The sequence below is a fragment of the Mucilaginibacter sp. L3T2-6 genome, assembly GCF_030519355.1.
Lineage (GTDB): Bacteria > Bacteroidota > Bacteroidia > Sphingobacteriales > Sphingobacteriaceae > Mucilaginibacter.
In genome coordinates this window covers 45887-72479 of the sequence record NZ_JAUMKC010000027.1, presented here as the reverse complement: position 1 = coordinate 72479, position 26593 = coordinate 45887, and the positions used below count along the sequence as shown (strand labels likewise).

Annotated in this window: 24 protein-coding genes; 13 read left to right on the top strand and 11 right to left on the bottom strand. The window is 44.5% G+C overall.

Translation table 11 applies throughout. From position 1 onward, the window contains the following. Positions 1–288 precede the first annotated feature (288 nt). Positions 289–2301, bottom strand: coding sequence for an NAD-dependent DNA ligase LigA (gene ligA / locus Q3W13_RS22735; RefSeq protein WP_302867926.1), 2013 nt, complete (start codon positions 2299–2301; stop codon positions 289–291). Between the two features lie 234 nt (positions 2302–2535). Between ligA and Q3W13_RS22730 the strand changes: the two genes are divergently transcribed. Then, complete coding sequence (locus Q3W13_RS22730) at positions 2536–2841, top strand: hypothetical protein (protein WP_302867925.1); 306 nt, start codon at positions 2536–2538, stop codon at positions 2839–2841. Positions 2842–2979: 138 nt separating this feature from the next. Here the strand turns inward: Q3W13_RS22730 and Q3W13_RS22725 are convergent, their stop codons facing one another. The 3 genes from Q3W13_RS22725 to Q3W13_RS22715 form a co-directional block, all read right to left on the bottom strand. Further along, entirely contained in the window at positions 2980–3900 is a 921-nt protein-coding gene (locus tag Q3W13_RS22725; RefSeq protein ID WP_302867924.1) for a DUF6263 family protein, read from the bottom strand. Between the two features lie 1027 nt (positions 3901–4927). Next, the gene (locus tag Q3W13_RS22720; RefSeq protein WP_302867923.1) at positions 4928–6706 is read right to left on the bottom strand and encodes a DUF885 domain-containing protein; all 1779 of its coding nucleotides are present in this window, start codon (positions 6704–6706) and stop codon (positions 4928–4930) included. Between the two features lie 120 nt (positions 6707–6826). Continuing rightward, positions 6827–7204, bottom strand: a complete 378-nt coding sequence (locus tag Q3W13_RS22715; protein ID WP_302867922.1) for a VOC family protein — start codon at positions 7202–7204, stop codon at positions 6827–6829. A gap of 171 nt (positions 7205–7375) precedes the next feature. On the opposite strand from Q3W13_RS22715, the gene Q3W13_RS22710 reads away from it, so the two are divergent. Continuing rightward, positions 7376–7861: a DinB family protein gene (locus Q3W13_RS22710; RefSeq protein WP_302867921.1), complete on the top strand. Its 486-nt coding sequence runs from the start codon at positions 7376–7378 to the stop codon at positions 7859–7861. Positions 7862–7920: 59 nt separating this feature from the next. On the opposite strand, the gene Q3W13_RS22705 is transcribed toward Q3W13_RS22710, so the two are convergent. Next, entirely contained in the window at positions 7921–9207 is a 1287-nt protein-coding gene (locus tag Q3W13_RS22705; RefSeq protein ID WP_302867919.1) for a DUF3887 domain-containing protein, read from the bottom strand. Positions 9208–9394: 187 nt separating this feature from the next. On the opposite strand from Q3W13_RS22705, the gene Q3W13_RS22700 reads away from it, so the two are divergent. From Q3W13_RS22700 to Q3W13_RS22690, 3 genes are all read left to right on the top strand, one after another. Further along, the gene (locus Q3W13_RS22700) at positions 9395–9778 is read left to right on the top strand and encodes a hypothetical protein (RefSeq protein ID WP_302867918.1); all 384 of its coding nucleotides are present in this window, start codon (positions 9395–9397) and stop codon (positions 9776–9778) included. 142 nt (positions 9779–9920) lie between these two features. Next, positions 9921–10805 carry a hypothetical protein gene (locus tag Q3W13_RS22695; RefSeq protein WP_302867916.1) on the top strand — a complete coding sequence of 295 codons (885 nt, stop codon included), beginning with the start codon at positions 9921–9923 and terminating at the stop codon, positions 10803–10805. 12 nt (positions 10806–10817) lie between these two features. Then, positions 10818–11774, top strand: coding sequence for a hypothetical protein (locus tag Q3W13_RS22690; RefSeq protein ID WP_302867914.1), 957 nt, complete (start codon positions 10818–10820; stop codon positions 11772–11774). A gap of 68 nt (positions 11775–11842) precedes the next feature. On the opposite strand, the gene Q3W13_RS22685 is transcribed toward Q3W13_RS22690, so the two are convergent. Further along, positions 11843–12226, bottom strand: a complete 384-nt coding sequence (locus Q3W13_RS22685) for a DUF3037 domain-containing protein (RefSeq protein WP_302867913.1) — start codon at positions 12224–12226, stop codon at positions 11843–11845. Next, complete coding sequence (locus Q3W13_RS22680; RefSeq protein ID WP_302867912.1) at positions 12204–13001, bottom strand: HipA family kinase; 798 nt, start codon at positions 12999–13001, stop codon at positions 12204–12206. Before Q3W13_RS22680 ends, Q3W13_RS22685 begins: the two co-directional genes overlap by 23 nt. A gap of 315 nt (positions 13002–13316) precedes the next feature. On the opposite strand from Q3W13_RS22680, the gene Q3W13_RS22675 reads away from it, so the two are divergent. After that, entirely contained in the window at positions 13317–15761 is a 2445-nt protein-coding gene (locus Q3W13_RS22675; protein ID WP_302867910.1) for an outer membrane beta-barrel family protein, read from the top strand. Between the two features lie 94 nt (positions 15762–15855). Here the strand turns inward: Q3W13_RS22675 and Q3W13_RS22670 are convergent, their stop codons facing one another. The 4 genes from Q3W13_RS22670 to Q3W13_RS22655 form a co-directional block, all read right to left on the bottom strand. Continuing rightward, on the bottom strand, positions 15856–16257 hold the full coding sequence (locus tag Q3W13_RS22670; RefSeq protein WP_302867908.1) for a DUF1634 domain-containing protein: 402 nt from the start codon (positions 16255–16257) through the stop codon (positions 15856–15858). 99 nt (positions 16258–16356) lie between these two features. Next, positions 16357–17193 carry a sulfite exporter TauE/SafE family protein gene (locus Q3W13_RS22665; protein WP_302867906.1) on the bottom strand — a complete coding sequence of 279 codons (837 nt, stop codon included), beginning with the start codon at positions 17191–17193 and terminating at the stop codon, positions 16357–16359. 102 nt (positions 17194–17295) lie between these two features. Further along, positions 17296–17631 (bottom strand): DUF86 domain-containing protein, encoded by a 336-nt coding sequence (locus Q3W13_RS22660; RefSeq protein WP_302867904.1) that lies wholly within the window; start codon positions 17629–17631, stop codon positions 17296–17298. Between the two features lie 3 nt (positions 17632–17634). Next, positions 17635–17946 (bottom strand): nucleotidyltransferase family protein, encoded by a 312-nt coding sequence (locus Q3W13_RS22655; RefSeq protein ID WP_302867902.1) that lies wholly within the window; start codon positions 17944–17946, stop codon positions 17635–17637. A gap of 96 nt (positions 17947–18042) precedes the next feature. Between Q3W13_RS22655 and Q3W13_RS22650 the strand changes: the two genes are divergently transcribed. The 7 genes from Q3W13_RS22650 to Q3W13_RS22620 all read left to right on the top strand — a co-directional run bounded on the left by Q3W13_RS22650 (position 18043) and on the right by Q3W13_RS22620 (position 26567). Continuing rightward, positions 18043–19881, top strand: a complete 1839-nt coding sequence (locus Q3W13_RS22650) for a UbiD family decarboxylase (RefSeq protein ID WP_302867900.1) — start codon at positions 18043–18045, stop codon at positions 19879–19881. 34 nt (positions 19882–19915) lie between these two features. Next, positions 19916–20623, top strand: coding sequence for a hypothetical protein (locus tag Q3W13_RS22645; RefSeq protein WP_302867898.1), 708 nt, complete (start codon positions 19916–19918; stop codon positions 20621–20623). Positions 20624–20811: 188 nt separating this feature from the next. Then, complete coding sequence (locus Q3W13_RS22640; RefSeq protein ID WP_302867933.1) at positions 20812–21189, top strand: 2OG-Fe(II) oxygenase; 378 nt, start codon at positions 20812–20814, stop codon at positions 21187–21189. An 80-nt stretch (positions 21190–21269) separates the two neighbouring features. After that, positions 21270–22103, top strand: coding sequence for a DUF899 domain-containing protein (locus Q3W13_RS22635; RefSeq protein WP_302867896.1), 834 nt, complete (start codon positions 21270–21272; stop codon positions 22101–22103). 552 nt (positions 22104–22655) lie between these two features. Further along, on the top strand, positions 22656–24185 hold the full coding sequence (gene guaA, locus Q3W13_RS22630; RefSeq protein WP_302867894.1) for a glutamine-hydrolyzing GMP synthase: 1530 nt from the start codon (positions 22656–22658) through the stop codon (positions 24183–24185). A 28-nt stretch (positions 24186–24213) separates the two neighbouring features. Next, positions 24214–25395 (top strand): ABC transporter substrate-binding protein, encoded by a 1182-nt coding sequence (locus tag Q3W13_RS22625; RefSeq protein ID WP_302867893.1) that lies wholly within the window; start codon positions 24214–24216, stop codon positions 25393–25395. Continuing rightward, on the top strand, positions 25392–26567 hold the full coding sequence (locus Q3W13_RS22620; RefSeq protein WP_302867890.1) for an RsmB/NOP family class I SAM-dependent RNA methyltransferase: 1176 nt from the start codon (positions 25392–25394) through the stop codon (positions 26565–26567). Before Q3W13_RS22625 ends, Q3W13_RS22620 begins: the two co-directional genes overlap by 4 nt. The last annotated feature ends 26 nt before the right edge of the window (positions 26568–26593 follow it).

Below are 26593 nucleotides of genomic sequence, written 5' to 3'. Positions count from 1 at the left end.
AGAAGAAATAATAGTGCGTGGAATGTAACTGTGATGATGTGATATTGCCTGGATATTAAAATATATGACTCTTAAAAATAAAAGCCTCCTCACACTCGCTGTTTGGAGGCTTTAACCTAAACCTTATCACAATAGGTGGGCAGGATGCCCACCGTATGAAGCCACTAAGATAGCGGATTATGTAATATGTCTGAAATTTTTTGTATTAAATCGTACAACTTATGACATAAATATAATAATATATTAATTGAATAACTTTAAGTTAAATTTACCTAAAATTTACGTCGGTTATTCAAGCATTTTGAACAATTCTTCGTCGCTTATTATGGGGATATTGAGCTTTTGGGCCTTCTCTAATTTTGAGGGCCCCATGTTATCGCCGGCTACTACAAAATTTAACTTGGCCGATATACTGCTTAATATTTTTCCGCCGTTCTGTTCAATAATATCTTTCAGCTCATCGCGTGATTTTTCGAATGTGCCGGAAATGATAAAGGTCTGTCCGCTTAGTTTCTCACTGGCTAGTTTTACTTCCTTTTCTACTGTAACAAATTGAAGCCCCTGTGCTTTTAATTTCGCAATTTCCTCTTTATGTTTTTCATCGCTGAAATATTCTAAAATGCTCAGGGCGATACGTTCGCCAATTTCTTCTGCGGCAATCAGCTCATCAAAACTGGCTGATGCCAGGCTATCGACGTTTTTAAAATGCACAGCCAGCTTTCGGGCAACGGTTTCGCCAACGTACCTGATGCCGAGGCCAAACAGCACTTTTTCAAAAGGCATTTCTTTTGATTTTTCGATACCATCCAGCATGTTGTTGATGGACTTTTCGCCGAAGCGCTCCATCTTTTTCAAATCTTCAGCGTGATTTTTTAATTCATAAATATCACTGATGCGGCTGATGAACTTATGCTGATAAAGGGTCTCGATCGTTTCATCACCTAATCCATCGATATTCATTGCCCTGCGACTGATGAAATGCTGCATTTTACCCACTATCTGCGGACGGCAACCTTCATCGTTCGGGCAATAGGACGCAGCCTCTCCTTCTTTCCGGATAAGCTGTGTGCCGCAAACAGGGCAATGAGTTACATACTTTACAGGCTTTGCACCCGGGCTGCGTTTATCCAGGTTAACGGCAATAATTTTAGGAATGATCTCGCCGCCTTTTTCAACAAAAACCCAGTCATGCTCATGCAGCATCAGCCGCTTTTCAATTTCATCGGCATTGTGCAGGGTTGCGCGTTTTACCGTCGTGCCGGCAAGCAATACCGGTTTCAAGTTAGCAACCGGCGTAACCGCCCCGGTACGGCCAACCTGGTAGGTAACTGCCAGCAGCTCGGTCTGCACCTGTTCGGCTTTATACTTATAAGCGATAGCCCAGCGCGGCGATTTGGCCGTAAATCCCAGTTCCTGCTGCTGTGCGTAGCTGTTTACTTTTATAACAATACCGTCGATGTCATAGCTTAAATCGAAACGGGCTTTATCCCAGTGACTGATAAAGGCAAACACATCATCAATAGTGCTGCAAAGGCGGCTTTGATCATTTACCTGGAATCCCCAGCTTTTCACGGCCTCCAGGCTTTCCCAGTGAGTTTTAAATATTTGTCTTTCGGTATACAGGAAATACAGGAAGCAATCCAGCGGGCGTCTTGCAACTTCAGAAGAATCCTGCATTTTTATAGTACCTGATGCAAAGTTACGGGGGTTGGCATAAGGTACTTCGCCGGCGTCTATCCGCTCATTATTTAATCGCTCAAAAGCTTTAAGATGCATAAAAACCTCGCCTCGTATCTCGAATTCCGCCGGGTAATTACCCGACCTGAGTTTTTTAGGAATGGTGTGGATAGTGCGCACGTTGGTAGTTACATCGTCGCCCTGAACACCATCGCCGCGGGTAACGGCTCTAACCAAAAGCCCATTCTCATAAGTAAGACTCATTGACAGGCCGTCAAATTTTAGCTCGCACACATATTCAAAGTTATCGCCAATAGCCTTACGGATACGCTGGTCAAAATCAAGCAACTCCTGCTCGTTGTAAGTATTTCCCAGCGACAGCATCGGCCAGCGGTGGCGTACGGTTACAAAGTCTTTGGTGATGTCTCCTCCAACCTTTTGTGTTGGCGAATCTGGATCGGCAAACTCCGGGAACTGCTTTTCGAGCGCACTCAGCTCTTCCAGTTTTTTATCGAAATCAAAATCGGCAATAGTGGGCATCGCCAGCACATAATAATTATAATTATGCTGCTTTAATTCGGCGGTAAGCGATTCAATTTTGTTTTTTGCTTCTATTGGTGACATAAAAGCGAAGATAAGTCTTGATTTCGGAAATCGGAATTTGGATTTCTGAATTTGTTGTCCAGACCTAGCTTAAAAGGCCTGTGTTTAACCTTAGCATTGGACCTTCGTGTGCTCCGCATCTTTTGCATATTTTCGGTTTAAACTATCCGGCATAAATATCCAGCCTGGTTTAATATCTGTTTAAACCCTTTGCCTCAAACTTTGTCATAATACCAAACAGATTAAAAACAACTTATGAAAAAGTACGGTAAAATATTAATGCTGGCATCAGCCATATCATTATTTGCTGTAGCGAGCAGCGAAGCACAAATAGTAGTAAGAGCACGTTTAGGCCGCCCGCATACGGTAGTAGTGGCCCGCCCGGTTCGCCCCACTCCGCGTCACGTATGGGTGTCTGAAGAATGGGTACCAAGCGGTGGTACTTACGTTTACAGGCAAGGCTATTGGGCAGAACCACCGCGTCCGCGCGCTGTTTGGGTGCCCGGCCGCTGGAGGCATCACCACCATGGCTATATTTGGGTAGGCGGATATTGGAGATAAACCCCATTGTAAATGAATGCATAGAAAGCCTGGATCTGCAGATCCGGGCTGTTTTTTCTTATATCCTCTTGTATGAAATACTTGTATCACCCGCAACGCTTTTTAGAGAAACTCATGGTTTTTTAATAAAATTGAGTCTTAATTCCCTGAGATAGTTATATCCGTGTTAAATGATACAGGTATGCTCATGCCGCCCGGTACATTAGGGTTATCCTGTATCTGCATATCCCCAACCATTAACTGGGTGGTCCTGACAGTTGATACCCATCCGGTTGTTCTATCAAGCCGCACATCGGATATTAAAGATCCGTTTAGGTTATACTTAACCGGCATGCCGTTAATGTGCACCACACCGGCGTTTTTATCCGTTGATATCGTCCCTTCGCCGTGTACAAGATAAAGGTTCTTGACAATATCCGTAAGCTGGTAATTGATGCTTAGTGTCATCTTTGAGGGACTTTGCCGTTTGATGTCAATTTTCCATTTGTCGTCCCTGTTCACCATCCCGGCCGGGAAAACAGAAATGCCTGTTTCTATATAACCTTTTAGTGTTTCCGGCTCAAAATATTGTTCCAGCAGCGCTTTTACCTGTGCCTGTTTTGTCGTGTCAAGCTGGGTTACGCTGTTCATTGCCTCCTGTATCAATTTGTCAGCATTTGAGACTGATTTTACCTTGCCGCTGCTGGTTATTTCTATCTGCACGGGCTTATTTATTACTGCGGCAAACACCATTGATGGCTTGTCCGTCGGATCGTTTCGTTTTGAATCGAAGTCTATAAAGCCCCCGGCTTGTTCTATTTTGGTGGACAAGGACTGGTAGCTTGCGTCCATGGTATAAACTGAGTCTTTAATCCCGTTTACCGTGAAACTCATCTTCCAGTTCAGTATGATACTTACCTTGCCCTGTTGCCCTCCAATGGATTGGGTAATGGCTGAATTTGAATTGGCTATTAGGTAGTATGTATGGTTTTTCTCAAGGTGTAAAGCCGGTTTAATTTTTTGAGCACTGCAGCAGCAGGCGGCGCCGATAAACACCAGGGATAATATAACAGCTTTCATAGCTTATATTTGTTTATCGCTAAGATAGTAATGTTATTTAAGCGAACAGAAAAGGAGACGCGGAGAAAGCAAGGCGGAAGAGGCTATAAACAGCAATAGCCGGTCTCTCAACTCCGGCTATTGCTGAATTAGCATTATCATTAAATTTTCACTCGGCTTTTTTTACGGAACCGGGTAAGCTAAGGTTTCAAAAAAAAATAAAAAAAACTCCCGCCAAACTGGCGGGAGTTACTATGGCATGTTGCCACCAAATAAAAATATAATAAACTATACTATTAATTAATACAGCGTTTTATTTTTTATCATGGTGATACTTGTTTTGATGATAAAAAACACCGGTATCGCCTGTATGGCTATTCCGATAATTGCAAGCGTACTCATGATATTTAATTAATTGGAAGTGAGTGGAAAAAGTACAATAATTTAACATTTTTATAATGCAAAAATTGTACCCATTTCTAAAAATACGCCCCTACTTTAACAGTGCAATTTTTTATTTTTTTATAAGGCAGGTAAAGTGAAAAAGTGGGGTATGATTGTAGATGAATTTACTCATTTTGGGTAAATTTATTCCATTTGATAATTGGATAAAATCGTGCCGTTTTATTCGGTTATTAACATTTGTTTGTAAAAACGACCCATCTGGCTATTTATGTACCGCTGTGCACTGTATCATATATCAATTGTCAAGTAAGCAAACTTTAACTCAAAGGAATTATTTATGAATCGTTTGCAATTGCTGTACCACTGTTTATGAACCGGTGCCGGATAGTTATTTTATACGGGATTGCCCAATGCCATAAGTTAAGCAGTAAGACCTCATCAGGGTCAAATATCGGTAGAAAACGGCGCTGCTCTCCATTCCGCGCCGTAGTACGAAACACCGCACATAGGTGTCAGCGGGCCAGGTTGCGAACCTATGGCACGCTGCCATACCCTTTATTATTTCTACCAGTATTTTGCACCTGCGGCGTATTTTTGGCTTAATTTAATGACGTTGGGATTGCTGCGGGTTTTCTATTTTTTGCTATTTACCTGTATTATTATCAGCCGGTTTTGTTAGCATGGCATCCTTGATCAGCTTAACCGGCGCACTGCCATAGCTCAAAAACTTTTCGTTAAATTCTTTCAATTTATATTTATCACCAGCCTTCTTTTTCCAGTCGTTGCGTAAATTCATTATTTCCTTGTAGCCGGTATAATAGCTATCCAGCTGTACGCTGCTTACGGTTACGCGCTGCCATTTACCCTCAGCTTCAGCCTGTTGCTGAAAAGCTTCGTGGGTTAAGAGCTTTAGCGCGTCCTGTTGTGTCATGTTTTGGGTATGTACGGCATAATCCAGAATAGCATTACAAACCGAGCGCAGGTGCCATTTGTACCACATCAGGCGCATCTCAGGGTCGTCGCCGCCAAAACCATTGTCGAGCATCATCTCTTCACTATACACCGCCCACCCTTCAACCATGGCGCCATTTCCGAAAATAGATTTAATTAAACCCGGCGTTTTGTTGGCATACAATAGCTGCACGTAATGCCCCGGTATCGCTTCATGAATGCATAGTATCTGTAAAGTGTAGTTATTATACTCGCGCATGTAGCTTTCCGCGCGTGTTGCCGGCCAACCCGACAAACTGCCCACATTAAAGTATGAGTTGCCGCCTTTATCGTATGGCCCGGGCGAACTCATGGAGGCGCCCGCCACACCCGACATATATCCCGGTTCCCGGCGCACAATCAGCGGCTTTGAAGGGTCAAGCGTCACCAGATCTTTTGTTTTAACGAAGGCAGTTAGCTTAGGAATTTCTTTTTCAATTGCGGATTGGAAATCAGCCGGTTCTGCATGTTTTGCTGAAAGCGTATCAATTACTTTTGAAATCAATTCGAGGGAGTCAGCAGGCACAGGCGCATTGCCAAAGTATTTCGGCCACAGCTTTTTACTTATTTTCGCCATTTCGCGGTGAAGGTACTTTTTGCGCTCAACTGCCGAGTTGTAAATTTGCTGTGCGGTAAAATCTGACTGTATTTCGTATTTAAACTTCGCTTCGTATAGTTCCTTGCCCAGCCTGAAACTATGTGGCTTGTCGTTTTTCAGCGCTTTCAGCCATTCTGCATAGGCTTTAATCGCATCTGCCGACGTTTTGGCACGGCTCATCATCTGCTTTTGCTCAGCTGCCGGGATGTTCGTTTTTTTAAGGGAGTCGGCAAAATCTTTTTCAAATATCCCAATGCCGCCAATATGTTGGTTAATTGCCAGCGAGGTTAGTTCGGCAACCGGATTTTTTATCTGCTTCTCGGCTTCTTTATAATAAGCAGGGATGTTGGCCATTTTTTGATAGAAATGGCGCAAACGCTGCGCTAACGGCTCGTAATGTTCATTTAAAATATAAGCGAAAGTGCCGGTAACGTTGTAAGAGGCCGGATTCCATTGGTATTCCTTTAGCTGCTGCAGTTTCCATTCAAGCAATTCCATTTGGTTTTGCATTATCCGGTAGTCTATCCTGTTCGACTCGTTTAAGGTATTCACCTCAAACCGGCTCAGCGAGTCTATCTGCACCTTAGCATAGGTAACCAGCTTATCGCGCAGCTTATTATCAGGCACCAGCAATAAACTATCGTATTTATGATAGCCAACGGATGTGGCCCAGTTTGGATCCAGCTTCCATAGTCCTTCTAAAAACGAATTCTCATAAACAGCAAAAGCAGCGTCATCTTTGCCCGGGAGGGCGCCAATGGATGAACCGTCCTTTTTGCAGCCGATTAGCGCCAGGAAGCCAAGGCAGGTGGCGTACAATATTTTTTTTATCACCGGGGTATCAGTTTTATATTTAAATGATAAACTTAAAACTTTAGCCGGAATAAGCCAAACTAATACTTTTATGCGATGAAGTTTATATTCGCTGCTTACAAAACCGGGAAGTATCGTACATTACCCTGCGGGCTCGAATAACTCGAGGTTGTTGCCTTCAGGATCAAGGATGTGGACAAATTTGCCGTAATCGTAGGTCGTAACCTCGTCCACAATAGTCACCCCGGCATTTTTTAGCTCTTCTACCAATTCTTCAATATTTTCAACACGATAGTTGATCATAAAATCTTTTTTCGACGGTTCGAAATATTGGGTAGTTTGCGAAGTGGGGCTCCAAACGGTGTAGTTAACTTTATCCGGGTTGTCCAATTCCCTGCTTTTAAACATTGTGCCATAATCAGTAACCGGAAAGCCGAGGTGTTTTGCATACCATTCTTTCATCTTTCCAGGGTCGGCACATTTAAAAAATATGCCGCCAATACCGGTAACTTTTTTCATTGTGATTGATTTTTTGATTACACAAATATATTAAATTCGAAGGGCTATTTAATGGAAATTGGCAATAGATGACCGGTTGTATTAACCGATTGTCGGGTGAGCCGTCCTGGAAATAAAAGCAATTTTTTCAACCATTTACAACGATCTTTGTTGAACCTTAAAAACTACCCAATGGACACTCAGCATAAAACATTAGTAAACGAATTAACCAAATTATTGCTAGGCGGCAACGCTCATGCTTCGTTTCACGATGCAATAAAAGGCCTTGATCCGGCATTACGCGGTGTGAAGGTAACTAATATGGCTTATAGCATCTGGCAATTGGTTGAGCATATCCGCATTGCGCAGTGGGACATGCTTGGCTTCTGTAAGGATGCAAACCATGAATCGCCAAAGTGGCCCGAAGAATATTGGCCCAAAGAAGCTGCACCGGCTAACGAAGAGATGTGGAAAGGCGCTTTAGAACAGATCGATAGCGATTTAGATGAATTTATAGAACTGATGGAACACAGCGATATTTACCAGCCCATTGAACACGGCGAAGGTCAATCCATTCTTCGCGAAGCTTTGCAAATAGCCGACCACAATTCGTATCACATCGGCGAAATTATAGCGATCAGAAGGGTATTGGGGGACTGGAAGAGTTCGCAAGCATAATGTTAACTTACAAAGCTAACGCCAGGCTGTAAAATCCATAGAATCTCTTAATCCTGGTGTTATCTCACCTTATTGATAAATTCCACCAACGCCGGTACCAGTTCCGGTTTAAGCGGCAAATCCGGCTTGTCATACGTGGCAACATTGGCTTCCTCGTCAGCAGGTGCTTCTTTTAAAATATGATTCATCCCTTTTATTTCCAGCAGCATGGCATCTGATTTGGCTTTCTTTAACCTGCGGCCGTTATCGGTTGGAACAGATAAGTCGGTCGTTCCCTGTATCAGCAGTATCGGCGCCTTTATCCGTTTTATGCCTCTTAGAGGGTCATAACGGCACCATGACATGATAAAGTTTTGCATAGTGGGGCTTGCAATAAAGTACAGCGCAGGGTCGATATTGGGCGTGGTTTTTCCCCTTCTTAAGCTATCCAAAAAGGTCTTGAATTCATCCTGTAAAAACTGGGCCTTGCCTTTTAATTGGTTTTTAAGTATCACGTCGCCATTGTCTGCCGGCCATTCTGCGGCTATGAATGCCTTTGCAGGCGAATCGTTAAATGCCAAACCGGCAACTAATGCGCCTTCACCGTGGCCAAAGGTTATAATTTTTGAGAAGCGCTGGTCGTCCTCAAGCATTTTCAATAAGCCGAGTGCATCGTCGCCATAATCCTCAATGCGCAGCTCAGATGGTTTCCCTTGCGTTACGCTTGAACCCACCAGGCGTTTGTCATACCGTACCGTAGCTATGCCATTTTTACCAAGGTCGTTGGCCAGCATTTTGTAGGTATTGCCGTTAACGCCGGTTTTAACATTATTGCCATCGCGATCGGTTGGCCCCGCGTCGGCGATGATCAGCACCACGGGGATTTTGCCTGATGGATTTTTAGGCATTACCAATGCGCCTGAAATTGTTCCTGTTAATGTTTTTAAAGTGATGGGTGTTTCCTCAAGGGAGGGGTCGAGCGTAACGCCATTATTTTTGTCTTCTTTATATTGCCCGAGGGTTAATCCATTCAACTGATTTTTTGAATTCAGTGCCAGGTTTAGCAGGAAAGTGCTGTTTTGAAAAGTAGCTTTATATACGGCAAGCGACTGAGAAAGGCTGATGAACTCAGTTTTTAGCAAATTGCCATATTGAGATTTAAGCTGTATGGTTGTCGGCTTAAAATTTCCAAAAGGCAGCACGCCCTTTAACTCCGGGCTAAACATCGAGAAAATGCTATCCGGCTGATCGTGATTATAATATTGGGTAAATTTGGTTACTGCGGTTACATAATTTGCAGGCTCCGCCTGGGCAATTACCCTTATCGCGAAAAACAATATTGTTATAAAAAAGGCTGTCTTCTTCATCAATCTACTACTGGGGAAGTTTTCAGTTCCGAAATTACAAAAATTATATGATTACACCGATTGCGGGTGATTTCACCGACCAGAAATAGATAAGGGCATCTGCAGCGGCTGGGGAATAATAATGCCTTTTAAAATCGTTGTAATCGTTAATCAAAACATTTTCAGCTCATTTCGCATTCTTAGCAATATGGAATTAAGTACGCAAATTGCCTGGCTGTTTTTACTGGCCATTCCGATAGCTTGTATTGCATGGACAGTTACCCACGAGGAGGTATTTCGCGAGCCGCGGGAATACTGTTTAAACCGTTGCCATAAAAGCAAGAGTATTGCAGAGCGCAAGTTTTTTTACCTGTTTACCTGCGAATATTGCTTTAGTCACTATGTAACCATTATTATCCTTGTCATTACACATTATAAGCTGCTGTTTGACGACTGGCGCGGCTACTTGCTGGCAGGCTTCGCTTTAGTATTTGTAGCGAATGTGTATATGAGTCTGTTTGCCCTTATACGCATCGACCTTAAAAAAGTGCGCCTGGAAGCCCAAAACGAAGAAAAAAAGAATGGCAATTAACCGAAAATCATGCCCGGGTGGCAATTCCTTACGTTGAATAGCTACGCCATCCTGTTTAAAATAATGACTCCTTTATAGAAATAATTTGCTGCTTTTTCAGGCAACAGCGTGCTTTAATGGCATATTCACACTATTAACCGGTATGCCGAGAGTTAAGTTGCCTCAAATTGTTAAGTATGTTGCTTCGGGTATAATCATAACCTGGTGTTTATCGGCTAACTTATTTGGGCAAAGCCCGGAAACCAAAAATATACTGGCGCCTGGCACAAAGCCTACTGTCTTTTTACAGGAGGGAGTTACGGTGCCGAATGACGAGTCGGCGCCTTCTTTTACACCCGATGGAAATGGAGTGTACCTGACAGACCATAATGCGATCTGTTTTTCAAAAAAAATAAACGGGAAATGGATAAAGCCGGTTATTATCGCTATTTCGGGGAAATGGAAGGACTGGGACGCAACGTTGAGCCCCGACGGCAAGCGCATGATTTTTGTTTCGAACAGGCCGCTGGAAGATATGCCGCAGGACAGGCCACAGCCGAAAGCCCATTTATGGTATGCAGATGCTTTGCCCGACAACGGTTGGACGCAGCCCAGGCACATTGACGCCCCGGTTAACCTGCAGGATTTTAATGATTTTGCGCCATCCATCAGCAAAAAGGGCTCGCTTTGCTTTTGTTCGCGCGGCCGCGACGGCAATAAAGGCATGTGCGCCTATTATGCTAAATGGATGGGCGATCATTTTGACAAACCTATCCGTTTAGTATTAAATGGCAATAATGACACGTTTGACCCATACATTTCGCCTGATGAAAGCTATATCATTTTTGCCAGTGAAAGAGCCTTATTCATAAGCTACCGCATGGGAAATGATTGGTCGCCCGGTGAAAAACTGAGCGAGCAGGTAAATATCCCGGATAGCCAGAATGGCGGGCCTTATGTATCACCGGACGGTAAAACGCTTTACTACTCATCAAGCCTGACCGACGCCATAATGATGATCCCCATTAATATCCCTAACACACATTAAGCTTAAGCTGATATGAAATTTACAAAAAAAATTCTGGCTGCTTCGGCGGTATGCATGCTTACTCAAACGGCCTATTGCCAAAACAAGCCGGTAATTTCCTCCATAATTGACAACGCTTCAAAGCCTGGTATATTTGCGCCCGGAATTGTCTCTACGCCGTACGAAGAGTGGTCAGTCTCGTTTACACCAGACGGGAACACTGTTTACTTTTCAGAAGGCACAATATATATGGCTGTTTGCTATTCAAAAAAAGTAAATGGCGAATGGACGAAACCAAAAGTGGCATCATTTTCAGAAAAATGGTCAAGCTGGGACCCCTTCGTTAGTCCGGACGGAAAGAAAATATTTTATGTTTCAAACCAGCCCTTGCCGGATGCGCCTCAAAATGCGCCGTCTGGAAAAAGCCATTTATGGTATGCAGATAATTTAGGCGGGGATAAATGGTCGGCGGCGAAGCCTGTAGATGAACCTTTTAACTTTGATGGCATCAATAATTATGCACCAACCATAAGCAAAAATGGCACGCTTTATTTTTGTTCAATTGGCAGGGGCGATATCAAAGGCTGGAGCAGTTATTCGGTAAAATGGCTCGGCCGCCATTTTGATAAATCGCAATTAATTGTAGTCCCGGGAACCAATGAAATTCAAGATGCTTTTATAGCGCCGGACGAAAGTTACCTGGCATTTATCAAGAACAACGAAATTTACATTAGCTTCCGTGACGGTGGCGGCTGGGCTGCTGCGCAAAAGCTTGGCCGACAGGTTAATGACGGGAATGGCATTTCCGGCCCATATATTTCACCCGATGGCAAAACACTGTATTACTCATCAGCAAGAGTGCGCGGTTTTTTTAAGCCAAATCCGGATAATAGTCCGCTTGATTACGATCAGCTGCAAACCAGAATGCAAAGCATTTTTAACGGCAGACCGAATATTTTAATGATACCGGTGGATCTGACGCGGAAATAAATACAAAGCTTGCATTATGCTTTATCATGCGCTATGCCGTCGCAAAACCAGCGGTAGCAGGGCTTTGATTACATCACTAACTGTTCAAACAATCTATCAAGTGTGAATTTCGCATCGTCCGTCATTCCCGGGTGCACTTTTGAGGTTTGCAATACGGTACTGCGGGTAGCCGTTAACCAGCGGAAACGCGAAGCCATATCCAATTTACCTATGGGGCCGGCATCTTTATCGGCCCTGCAGATACGTTCGAATGAGCAGAGATGTTCCTTTAGTTCGGCAATATCCAGTTCCTTACAAAACGCTTTTAGTCTTGGTTCATCCAAAAAATAGCTGGCCTGCAAAAACTTTTGTTTGGCACAGTATAATATTACACCAATATTTACAAATTCCTCACGCTCCACCCTCGGCACAACGCGGATGACGGCATATTCAAAAAGGTGTTTGCTGTGCATCTTTTGCTCCTTTTACAAAATTATCTGAATGGGCTATCCTTGTTGTTAAAAATTCAATATAGGCCTCACGGTACTGCATGGGTGTTTCAAATGATGGTTCGCCGGTTAGCCACTCATCCGGAACCAACTCAACAATCTCACGAATTGCCTGGCTGGTGAGCGCTAACTTTAGTTCTGCATCAACTTCGTCCAACTGTGTGGCCCGGGGCAGTAGTACATGGTCTTTTACCTGAAGAAATGGCCGTTTAGCCTGTTCCTGCCAGTTATGCCACGAATGATGGAAGTAAAGTGCTGCTCCATGATCGATCAGCCAAAGCTCCTTGTTCCACACCAGCATATTGGTGTTGCGTGCGGTTCGGTCAACGTTGGTCAGCAGGCAATCCAGCCATACTATCCGGGAGGCTGTTTCAGCATCAATTACAGTTGTGGTTGGATCGAACGTAATGGCCCGCGACAAATAGTGAAGCGCCAGGTTAAGGCCTACGCTGGCTTTCAGTAAATCCTGTATCTCTTCGTCGGGCTCAGTGCGGCCGAATGCTTCATCGAGGTTGGCAAACACAATTTCCGGGACCTTCAGTCCGCAGGCACGCATAATCTCGCCGCCTATCAATTCCGCTATCAGGGCTTTTGCTCCCTGGCCAGCCCCCCGGAATTTTAGCACATATAAAAAGCCATCGTCGGCCTCAGCAATGGCCGGTAATGAACCACCCTCGCGCAATGGAGTAACATAGCGGCTAACATTAACGGTGCGTATATCAGGAGGATGAATGCTCATAGTATCTATTTTCGGTGGCCGCAGGGACGCCGTAAAATTAACGGATTAATAAACGCAATCAAACGCCGGCACATATTTAAGCCACAAAGATTAATGTTTTATTTGCAGTTAATATTTAATTCGTCTGATTTATCCTTAATTAAATAAAACCTTATATTTGGCGCAGGTTAGATAATATTATTAATATATAATTACCAGAAAACCTTAATCCCAATATCCCGTAAAAGGCTGTTTATTTATCAAGCTGATTTTTGTTGCTATATTGTGACGGTTAATTTAAAGGTAAGTTATAGCAAATCTGTACAATAACTATTGATGAAATTTATAGTTGGATGCTTTTTATCAGCGTTCTTGGCTGTATTATTTACCAGGGTGAAGGCCCAGGGAGCATTCTCGTCAATTCAGGGCAAAGTGCTTACCGAAACGCATACTCCTGCAGACGCATCTACGATAATTCTTTTAAAAGCCCGCGATTCTTCCATTGTCAGCTCAGCAGTTATTGGTAAAAACGGTAAGTACAGGTTTGTAGAAGTACCGCCTGGTAATTATCTTCTGCTGGCTACTTTCATCGGGTACTATAAAGCATATTCAGGGCCATATATGGTGGATGAAGACCAAAATCTTAAAGTGCCTGACATTATCCTTATATCTTCAACCAATGAATTACGGGGAGTTACTATTACTACCGATAAACCAGGAGTGGATGTAAAACCGGGTAAAGTTACCTTAAACATCCCGAACAGCTTAACGGCTGACGGCGCTTCGGCATTTGAAATATTAAAGCAGGCGCCGGGTGTAAGGGTTGATAACAATGGCAATATCAATATTGTGGGGCGCCAGGAGGCACTGATTACTATTAACGGCAAAACAACCAGCCTTACAGGGGATGATCTGATCGGTTATCTGCGCAGTCTGCAATCAAACGTAATCGATAAGATAGAGCTGATCACCAGCGGTTCATCAAAGTATGATGCGTCGACGGGCGGGATAGTAAACATCATCCTGAAAAAAGGTAAGAACCAGGGCACGAACGGCACCTTGATGACTATGGCCGGATACGGAAAATACTACAAGGGCAGCACGGGTATAACTTTTAACGACCGTATGGAAAAGTTAAATGTGTTTGGCAGCCTGAACCTCTCCGCGGATAAAACGTTTCACAATTTTGTGAACGACAGGATAGTTGATTTTAATAATGATATCAGCAATTATCATGTGGGCTACATGAGCGTCCAGAAAAGCCATTATAGCAACTTTAACCTGGGTACGGACTTTTTTATCAGCCCTAACCATACTTTTGGCTTTCTGATAACAGGACTTTCCCGTGAGGACGATTATACCAGGAATAACACCCTGCTCATTAATAAGCATGGGAGCCTGGACTCTATGATCACAGCCAGCACTACTTTGCCGCGCCATTTCAACAAAACAAATTACAATCTTAACTATACCGGAAAGCTTAATAAAGCGGGGGCTACCTTATCGGCAGATGCCGATTACACCACTTTTAACCGCAGTTCGGCAGAGTATATAATCAATACCTTTTATAACCCCGACATGAGCCAGTACCGCGACCCGTTGCTGCTGGAAAACCTGTCGCCTTCAAAAATACGCATCTGGCTTTCAAAGCTCGATTTTTCCGCACCACTGTCGAAAAAATCAGTCCTGGAGGCCGGTTTAAAATATAGCCATGTAAGCAGCAATAACGATTTGGTTTTTGCCGCCAAGGAAGGTGACGAGTATGTTCCTGACCCTATGCTCAGCAATCACTTTTTGTATAGCGAAAACATCAATTCGGGTTATATAAACTACCAGAACAAGTTCGGGAAACTGGACCTAAATGCCGGCCTCCGCGCTGAACAGACTGTCGCCAACGGCAATTCCGTTACCCAGGGCTCGAAAATTGACCGTAATTTTTTTGATTTATTTCCTCATCTGGCAATAACCTGGTCAAAAGACGACAAAAACGAATACACACTGAGCTATAACCGCGGCAGCACCCGCCCCGCTTATGAAGAAATAAATCCGTTTTTATACTATGTGGATTTATATGATTACCGTTCGGGAAACCCTTATTTGAAACCTGAATATGCCCATAATATCGAGCTTACACATGTTTTCAATAAAATTATAACGACAACGTTATACGCCTCCCTGGTAAGCAATTCGTACGAATTTGGTTTTTATAAACAAAACGACACGACTAAAGTAAACATACTCACGCATACCAATTTCGGTAAGATAAATAATTATGGCCTAAGGTTTTCGGCGCCGGCGGTTATTAAGGCGTGGTGGACAGCAGATTTCCATGCCGATATATCCTATCAGCGTTACATAGCTTATCCCCAAAACGGCAATCTGAATAAAGGCACACAGGATGTTATCTTAAACGTGCTCAATACATTTAAGATAAGCCCGGCCGTAACCGCCACTTTATCGGGTGACTACGAGTCGCCCACGTTTTATGGTATTACACAAAATAAGGCCCGGCACCGGATCAACGCAGGGATCGGGACACAGCTTTTTAATAAGCGGGGGACCCTGCGGCTTAACGCTGAAGACATATTTAATACAGACCGCGACAATACCTACACCAACTATCAGAATATTAACCTAACTGTGAAGGATAAAAAGGAAACGCGGGTAGCGCGCCTAACCTTTATTTACCGGTTTGGTAAAACCACGGTAAAGGCGGCTAAAGTTCACCATACCGGCGATGAGGAAGAGCAGAAGCGAATTGGTAATGGAGGCGGCAATTAATCCTGAGTCTCAGGATATGATTCTTAAGCCGGTAGTCTTTCTGTAATGTTCCTGTTTTGGTTTCGGACTTAAACTAACGACTGCGGACTTGAGGCTATCCAACCCGTCCGCTCATCATACTGCTAAAAATTATCAGCAACACCAGCAAACTGATGCCGACATACAGATAATCCTTTTCAAGCGCAAAGCCGATAGTTGAAAATATCACCCTTAAAATCGGCGTAGCTATTAGCAATATAACACCTAACTGAATAATGGCTTGTCCTTTAAAGCTGAAAGCGGCTGCCACCAGGTCAGCAGGCTGGTGTAAAAACGCAGGTATGCCTTTAAATGTCTTATAATCCGGTACGGAATGGCCATGCCGGTAGATGAAAAATATTCCTCCGAAAAAAACGATCCCAATAGATACGATGGTGCCCCAGCGTAGTACATGGCCGATGATGGATTGTATGTCGGTGTCTTTTATCTTGTTCATCACTGTTAGTCCATAGTCCATGGTCGATAGACCATAGTGAATTTCTTATCGTTAACCTTTATCATCTCCTCCACAATTTTCCTTATATCGTCCATTGACCGTGGTCTACGGGATTCTTCATCAAATTTCCCCCATTATGCCGTTATAGATCATCTGGCCGGCCAAAAATGTTACTACTACGGCAAATACCCACCGCAGCCAGTCTGACGATTTAGTGTGTACCAATATTTTAGAGCCGGTAAATGCGCCAAATAACACCCCTATAACCACCGGCATCACCAGCCCAGGGTGAATATATCCTCGCTGTAAATAAACAACTGCGCTTGCCGATGCAGTAACGCCTATCATAAAGTTGCTGGTAGTGGTAGAAACCTTAAACGGTATGCGCATAATGGTATCCATCGCTATCACTTTTAATGCCCCGGAACCAATGCCGAGCAAACCGGATATGGTACCGGCAAAAATCATCATGAAAAAACCGCCTGCAACATTACGCACACCATAGTGAACGGTACCTTCTGCTGTTGGGTAGGTGCTGTTCAGCTTCAGCTTTTTAGCGAGGTAGCTTTCTTCATTAACGATATGCTCAGCCTTTTTACGCAACGACATGATGGCCGACATAGTTAATATCACTCCGAAAAGTATTGCAATAAAATGGGTAGGAATATAGATTGCCAGTATAGCGCCGCACATTGCCCCAAGCGTAGTTGCTATCTCAAGAAACATACCTAAACGCATGTTGGTTATGCCCTCTTTTACATAGGCTGCTGCAGAGCCTGATGATGTTGCAATAACTGAAACCAGCGATGCCCCGATAGCATAATGTATATCGACTTTGAGCACCAGGGTAAGTAAAGGGATAATAACCACACCGCCGCCGAGCCCGGTTAAGGAACCCAGCAGACCGGCAAAATAGGACCCTGCAAGTATGATTACCGTAACTATAATTACCGACATTGGCCAAGTAAATTGAGATGCGGCTAAAGTAATAATAACTTTTTTTAAGCGCCTACTTTAATGTTTCTCTATAGATTTAGTGGAGGAATGTTAATTGGAAGACTATTCGATTTCCAGTTTGGATAAGACTTCAGTTTTTAAGTTGACCAAGTGCTCTTTGATTATCGACCAAACGATGGCATCATCTATAGCATCGTAATTGTGCACCAGTATATTTCTAAATCCGATGATGTCCTTCTGGTAGTTAAATAACTCTTCAGGGTCTATTTCTTTTATTCTTTTTATGGCTTCACCCACAATCCCCAACTGTCTTTCAATTGCGCTCTTGGTTTTAAGGTCTACGGCATATTCTTCAAAAAGATTTATAGAGCCTAAAAATCTTTCGATATTATCAATGCTGGTAACGATATCATTAAAAAGTTTATTTTTTCTATCCATTGATTAAGACAGAGGATAGATTAGTTTTTTTCTTGATCCGATATAATCTTCGAAAAAATGATTTTTAATGCTGCTGCTGGTAACTAAATCTACTCGCTTTTTGAACAAACTTTCAAATTCGTGATAAAGGCTAAGCAGGAATTTTCCCCTGCGAATAGGGTCGGGTTCATTTATTTCGACAAGCAGGTCAATATCGCTTTGATCGTCAAAATCAGCAGTTAATACAGAGCCAAACGCATACAGCTCCTTAACGTTGTGTGTCCGGCACAAAGCAATAAATTTCTCCGATTCAAAATTTACCTCGTTAACGACCATAACATAAAGATACGCATAATTATTTATGTATAAACAGTTTTGAATATTTCTCTTTGCAATCTGTATGGCTAAGCATTTCGTACATTTGCCAACGATATGAGCTACCCTAGTTTAAAAGCCTGCATCGCCGACCTGGAAAAGCATAAGCAGCTTATCCGCATTAAAGATGAGGTTGACCCATACCTGCAAATGGCAGCTATACACCTGCGTGTTTTTGAGCATCAGGGCCCGGCCATATTGTTTGAGAATGTTAAGGGCAGCAAATTCCCTGCGGTGTCGAACCTGTTTGGTACGCTGGAGCGTTCGAAATTCATTTTCAGAGATACGCTGAATCACGTTAAAACGCTGGTCGACTTGAAATCTAATCCTTTAAAAGCAATTAGAAACCCGCTTAAATATGCAGGTGTCGGGTTGACGGCTGTATCAGCCCTGCCTATGAAAACCGGCCGCAGTGCACCTGTTAATTTTGCGAAATGCCACATAAGCGATTTACCGCAGATTATAAACTGGCCAAATGACGGCGGTCCGTTTGTGACCATGCCGCAGGTTTACACAGAAGACGTGGACGCACCGGGCATTATGAATGCCAACCTGGGCATGTACCGCATACAGCTTGCCGGCAACGACTATATTTTAAATAAAGAGATTGGCCTGCATTATCAGTTGCACCGTGGTATCGGCGTGCATCAAACCAAAGCAAACGCAAAAGGTCAGCCATTAAAGGTTAGCATATTTGTAGGCGGTCCTCCATCACACCCGGTTGCCGCTGTAATGCCGCTGCCGGAGGGCTTGTCTGAAATGACCTTTGCAGGAGCATTAGGTAACCGACGTTTCCGGTATTTTTATGATGAAGAGGGTTTCTGCATTTCGGCAGACGCCGACTTTGTGATAACCGGCACCGTAATGCCGCACGAGAATAAACCCGAAGGTCCGTTTGGCGACCATTTGGGTTATTACAGCTTAAAGCATCCCTTTCCGCTAATGAAAGTTCATAACGTTTATCACCGCAAAGATGCGATATGGAGCTTTACAGTGGTAGGCAGGCCCCCGCAGGAAGATACCAGCTTTGGGGCTCTTATTCACGAAATCTCCGGCGCTGCCATTCCTAAAGAGATACCGGGGCTGCACGCCGTAAATGCTGTTGACGCAGCAGGTGTTCACCCTTTATTGTTTGCAATTGGCAGCGAGCGCTATACCCCTTACAGCAACGAGCGCCGCCCGCAGGAACTGCTTACCATTGCCAACCATATTTTGGGCAGCGGGCAGTTAAGCCTGGCTAAATATCTTTTCATCGCCGCGAAAGAGGATAATGCTTTACTGGATGTTAATGATGTTGGCGGTTTTCTGAAACATACCCTCGAGCGCATTGATCTTAGCCGCGATCTGCATTTTTATACCAACACCACCATCGATACGCTCGATTACAGCGGTAACGGTTTGAATGCTGGCAGTAAAGTTGCAATTGCGGCAGCAGGCGAAATCAAGCGTGAACTGTGGAGCGAATTGCCTGCAGATTTTACGTTGCCCCGTCCGTTTGAAAAATATAAAATGGTGATGCCCGGCGTACTGGCGGTGGAAGTACCTAAAAACATACGCAGCAGCGATATGCCATTGATGCTGGAGATACTGGAAGAACACTTACAGCATGCAGAACTAAACGGCCTGCCCTTAATGGTATTTTGTGATGATGCCGGGTTTACTGCCCAAAACCTGGATAACTTTGTATGGGTTACCTTTACCCGCAGCAACCCCTCGCATGATATATATGGTATAAAAAGCTTTACCGAACATAAGCACTGGGGCTGCGAAGGCCCGCTGATTATTGATGCACGCATAAAGCCGCATCATGCGCCGGTGCTGGAGAAAGATCCGCAAGTAGAAAAGATAGTGGACAGGATGGGGGAGAAGGGCGGAGCATTATATGGTATTATTTAGTGCTGGTTGAATTAGAGATCAAACATTATTTAGAATGAAAAAATTAAAAAATAGCCTGTTAATATTTTGTTTGGCGATAGCCATATTTGCCTGCAGCAAACACAAGGACATACCATCTTACACCGTATCAAAGGTTATAAAAACAGACACACTTACCACCGTAAATGTTCACATCGCTAACCGCATCAATCGCAGTGATTTATTGTTGATAGCCGGCAAGGTTAAGGAGGACAGTTCTCAGATTAAAAATCTTAAAGTAAGCTTCCTGCTGCCAGGCAATTCCGAAATAAGCGCGGGTGATAACAGCTACTACGCATCAGCCCGTTTTATTGAAGCAGGTAAGGCGGCACTGTCAGATACGGTTAAGGATTATAATGGCAACTATTTACGCCTTGAAATATTTGGTGTGAATAAAGAGCAGGCCAGTCACCTGCTGGGCATGAAGCCGCAGGAAATATCCGGCAAAAACGTGCTCGGAAAATTTATCGACGATTATAACCATACCGTTATCATTCCCTTTAGTGACCCGAAAGATCCTAAAAAGGAAGTTTATATCATCGAGCTGGACTCTGCTGCTAATGTAGTTTCAAAAACCATCCCGCAGATAGTAAGAGATGGTGACGCCGATAAATGGATAGTGACCCAGCACGGCGACTACATGACCTTAAAAGATAGTGTGTTAACCCAATTCGGGGCAGATGGCTTGGGCATGCCGTTTAATAGTATTAAGGCTGGGATATAAACGGTTCCTAAATGTACTATGAAGCTTCAGGTATTAAAAGAGAATATTTTCACAATTGAAAACTTTTGGACAATACAAAAGTGTGAGCATTTTATTACTAAAAGCGAGGATATTGGTTATCGGCCGGCACCGTTAAAACAGAAAGAGGCCAAAGATTAGTTCCTTCGGTTAGGAACAACAACAGGGTTATTTATAAAGATGATATGCTTGCCGGCGAAATTTGGAAAAGCCTGGAGCCATTCGCCCCGCAACAAATAGGTTACAGTAAAGCAGTTGGACTCAACGAGCTTTTTAGATTCTATAGATATGAACCTGGCCAGGAATTTAAGCGCCATCGAGATCAAAGCTATATCAGGGACAACGGCGAGGCGAGCTATTACACATTCATGATTTACCTGAATGACGATTATGATGGCGGCGAAACAACTTTTAACGACTTAATTATTAAACCGCAAACGGGCCTTGCGCTGATTTTTTTTCATAACCTGGAGCACGAAGGCAGTCCTGTTAAATCTGGTGCAAAGTATGTTTTGCGAACGGATATTATGTTCCGGTTGGATGAGTGAGCTTGTTCTTAAACAATAAAACGCTCCGATAGTTACTTAATTATCACCAATTTGAAACCAATATGTCAATGGCCTCAAACATGCAAAACATCAGTAACCACCGGGTAACTACCCAAGAGGAATGGCTGAAAGCCCGTAAGGAACTTCTTATTGCTGAAAAAGAGCTTACCCGCCGAAGCGATCAGGTTGCGCAAATGCGGCGGCAATTGCCCTGGGTGAAAGTGGAGAAGGAATATCTTTTCGATACCGAAACCGGCAAGGCCACGTTGGCCGATTTATTTTGCGGGCGGTCGCAGCTGCTGGTTTACCATTTTATGTTCGGGCCGGATTATGAGGCAGGTTGCCCCTCGTGCTCCAATATTGCCGACAGCTTTAACGGTTTCGCGATACATTTGATGCATCACGATGTAATGTTCACAGCCATATCCCGCGGACCGCTCGGTAAGCTGCTGCAATACCGGCAGCGCATGGGCTGGACGTTCCCTTGGGCTTCGTCCTACGAAAACGATTTTAACTATGATTTCGGCGTGTCGTTTACTGAGGAGCAGCAGCGTTTAGGGGCAGTTACTTACAATTACCGGGATGGCAACGTAAGCTCGCGTGCCAACGAAATCAAACCTGCAGATACAGTCCCCGAGGCCGGTAAAAGAATTGCGGCCACGGTTGGTATCGATTGGCCTACTTATACCCGTGAAGCGCCGGGGATGAGCGCCTTTGTACTGAAAGATGGCGAAGTGTACCACACCTATTCCGCGTATGAGCGTGGCCTGGATGTGCTCTGGAGCATGTATCAATGGCTCGACCGCGCCCCGCTCGGCCGCAACGAAGAGGGGGAAACCATGTGGTTTAAGCGGCATGATGAATATGAAAGTGAGCCGGGAGAATTGGGAAAAAGCGGGTGTTGCTGCTCCTGACCGCAAACAAAGCGTTCCGTTTTTCTGCATGGAACACCCGGAGTATTATGAAACACACTGATTGTCAGCGTTATGTATTTTTTGTCAATTTTAAATTATTGATAGCCAATGGTTTGTTTGGGGGTTTACACCTGTAAACCCTCGTTAGATTATTCTCTTAAAAGGCGAAAGACTGGCGTAGCGGCGCGACCATGCAGGCTTCCTGCAAACCGGCTGTGGCGACACAGCCGGAAGTGTTCCTGGTAGATTTATTCTTTATTAATTTTCCTGCCGCTTGCCAAAACAATTCCGAAATCGAACTTCCGAATTCCGAAATTTCTCAAATCAAAATCCTGTAAACCCTCGTCATATTACTCTCTTAAAAGACGAAAGCCTGGCGTAGCGGCGTGACCATACAGGCTTCCTGCAAACCGGCCTGTGGCGACACAGCCGGAGGGACTCCTGGTAACTTTTCAACATTACAACTTTCCAACGTTTTAACACATTTCCTCAACCTCCTAACAAACTTTTACAACTACTACAACTTTTCCAACCATTTCCCTATCTTTGCCCATGCAAGAAAAAATCCTCATTCTTGACTTTGGCTCGCAATTTACCCAACTCATCGCGCGCCGTGTCAGGGAGCTCAACATTTACTGCGAGATCCATCCGTACAACCATTTTCCCGAACCAGACGAAACAGTTAAAGGCATTATCCTTTCGGGCAGTCCGCATTCGGTAAGGCAGGAAAATCCGCCGACGTTTGATTTTGAGAAATACCACGGCAAGCTGCCTATACTGGGCGTTTGCTACGGCGCACAATACATCGCTCATTTTCACGGCGGCGAGGTGTTGCCATCAAGCACGAGGGAATATGGCCGTGCCAACCTGCAATATATCAATGAGCACAACCCATTGTTTAAGCTGATATTGCCGGGCTCGCAGGTGTGGATGTCGCATGCTGATACCATTGCCAGTATTGCGCCGAATTTTGAGGTGATTGCCAGTACAGATACCGTGAAGGTTGCGGCTTACCAGGTTACCGGTACGCAAACCTACGCTATACAGTTCCACCCGGAAGTTACACATAGTGTGGACGGAAAACAGTTGCTGTTTAACTTTCTGGTCGACATTTGCGGCTGCAAGCAGGACTGGACAGCCGATTCGTTTGTTGAAACCACTATTGCCGCGCTTAAAGAAAAATTAGGCAATGACAAGGTGGTGCTCGGCCTTTCCGGCGGAGTGGATTCATCCGTTGCGGCGGTATTGCTGCACCATGCCATCGGCAAAAATCTGACCTGTGTATTTGTGGATAACGGCCTGTTGAGAAAAGATGAATTTCAATCTGTGCTCGATTCTTACCAGCACATGGGCTTGAATGTCGTCGGCGTTGACGCCAAACAGCGTTTTTACGATGCGCTGGCCGGCTTAACCGACCCCGAGAAAAAGCGCAAAGCGATTGGCCGGGTGTTTATCGAAGTATTTGATGATGAGGCGCACAAGGTGCAGGATGTAAAATGGCTGGGGCAGGGTACTATTTACCCTGACGTTATCGAGTCGGTATCAGTTAAGGGGCCATCGGCCACCATCAAATCGCATCACAACGTAGGCGGTTTGCCTGATTTTATGAAGCTGAAGGTAGTTGAGCCGCTGAATACCTTATTTAAGGACGAAGTGAGGCGGGTGGGTAAGGCTTTAGGTATCGATCCTAATATTTTAGGCCGGCATCCTTTCCCTGGTCCGGGCCTGGCTATCAGGATATTGGGCGAGGTTACTCCGCAAAAGGTTGCCATTTTACAGGAAGCCGATGCAATTTATATCAACAATTTAAGGGCTGCCGGTGTTTATGATAACGTTTGGCAGGCCGGTTCAATATTTTTACCGGTACAGTCGGTAGGGGTGATGGGCGATGAGCGTACTTACGAGAACGTAATTTGCCTGCGCGCCGTTGAATCGTTAGACGGGATGACGGCAGATTGGTGCCACCTGCCTTACGACCTGCTGGCCAAGATCTCTAACGAGATCATCAACAATGTAAAAGGAATTAACCGGGTAGTATATGACATCAGTTCCAAACCGCCGGCTACTATTGAATGGGAATAGGTGGTTAACGTTTATAATAATAGGTTTTATGGCAGCCGCATGTTCACCCAAGGTGGCGCCTGTTGCCGTACAGTCTAAAAAAAAGAAGGCTTCTGCGCCCGTCGCTAACGCCCAGCAGTCAAACGCGGTTAAGCCGGCAGAGAAAAAGGTGTCGGATATAGCGCTGCTGCTACCCTTCGGGCTCGACCACTTGAGTGCGGGTTCATCGTCGTACACTACGGTTACCTTAAAAGAAGCGGATATTGCACTCGATTATTACCGTGGTTTTAAGCTGGCGCTCGATTCGCTGGCCGGCGAAGGTTATAATTACAAGTTGCAGGTTTTTGACTCCAGGGGTGAAAAGGCCCAATCCCACAGCCTGGCTTTGAACCCGGCCATCCGCAACAGTGATTTGATTGTGGGGCCTGTTTTTCCGGGTGATATTAAAGCATTCACTTCGGCTTATCCAAACAGTAAGCAACAGGTGGTATCGCCGCTTTCACCGGCTGCGCCCGCCACTATTAAAAGCCAGAACCTGGTAACTATGACGACCCCCCTGGAGTATCATGCCGTAAGCGCGGCCAGGTATATAAACAACAATATAAAGCCTAAGAAAATCTTTGTGCTGAAATCAGGCTACAGCGAAGAAAATAGTTACATTGTTCCTTTCAGGAACACGATCGATTCGCTCAGTAAAAAAAGTACGCAGATTGTTTACCTCACGGTAATTCATGGTCAATTGGGCTCGCTGATTCCGCAGCTTTCCAAAACCTCAGAAAATGTATTCGTGATGCCGGCCACGAACCAGCATTTTATAACGGTTACCATGCGTGGCCTCGATTCGCTGGCTGCCAGTTACCCGGTTACACTCTTTGGTCATCCAAGCTGGGTAAACTATTCCTTTTTAAAAGCCGACCTTTTGCAAAGGCTGAACACGCATATAACTTCGTCTGATCATGTCAATTTTAAAGATGCTGGTATAATGGCCTTTTCACGCATTTACCGCGCTGCGTATAAAATTGAGCCTACCATGTATGCTATGAAGGGATTTGAGGAAGGTATGTTACTGGGGAAACAGCTTGCGGAAGCAGACGCGCAAAGCCTTTTGCCGGTAAGCTTTAACGGTTTGCTTAACGAATACCACTTTCAGAAAAAACCGGGTAATGGTTGGATTAATACGCATGCCAACGTTTATAAATACACTAATTTTGAGCTGAAAAAGGTAGAATGAAAGCAATAAATCAGCTTAAAACGTTTCAGCGTATTTTGGATGAATATCCGGCAGAAACGCCTCTAAGTAAATTTTTGCCCGGCTTTTACCGTCAGAACAAACAAATGGGCTCAACCGACAGGCGTATTGCCGGCCGGTTGATGTACAATTATTTTCGCCTGGGCAGGGCGTTACCCGATGCACCGGTTGACGAGCGCCTGTTTGTCGCCGAGTTTTTATGCAATACTCAAATTAACTCGTTCCTGCAACATTTTAAGCCTGATTGGGCAGCCTGTGTGGGTTTCGGTATCGATGAAAAAATCGGAATTATAAAAACGGTATACCCGGATTTCCGACTGGACGATGTATTTCCCTGGGTGGATAAACTGTCTGCCGGGATTGATAAGGGGGCTTTTCTGAAATCCTTTTTCGTTCAGCCTGATTTGTTTATCCGGGTGAACAGGGGATTTGAACAAAATGTAAAGATAGCCCTGGCTGCGGCCGAAGTTGTTTATAAGGACGAAGGCAATAATTGCCTTTCGCTGCCGAACGGTACAAAGTTAGAAACCTTGTTGCCCAACCAGCACTGGTACGAGGTGCAGGATTACTCATCGCAGCAAACTGCACAACTCTTTAAACCTAACAAATGGGATGCCTGGTGGGACGCCTGTGCAGCGTCGGGCGGTAAATCGCTGTTACTGCATGATCTGGAACCGACTGTGAAGCTCGTGGTGTCCGACATCCGCGAATCGATACTGTCCAACCTTGATGAACGCTTCCAGCAGGCTGGTATTGCTAAATATCAAAAAAAACTACTCGACCTTACCCAGAATAACGACCTGCTGCTGCACGATTATGCTTTTGACGGTATCATTCTCGACGCTCCCTGCAGCGGCTCAGGCACCTGGGGGCGAACCCCGGAGATGATCAGCCAGTTTGAAACACATAGCATTGAATTTTTCCAGCGGCTACAGCAAAGCATTATCCGCAACGTGGCGAAATACCTGAAGCCGGGTAAACCACTTATCTATATTACCTGCTCTGCTTTTAAAGCGGAAAATGAAGATGCCGTTAATTTTATGGTGAAAGAGTTGGATTTGAACCTTGAGCAACAGGTAACCCTAAAGGGCTATGAGCATAAGGCCGATACCATGTTTGCGGCAAGGTTAAGTGCAAGCCCCGCAGCCACCTGAATAGGGAGTCCTTATTTGCCATCTGG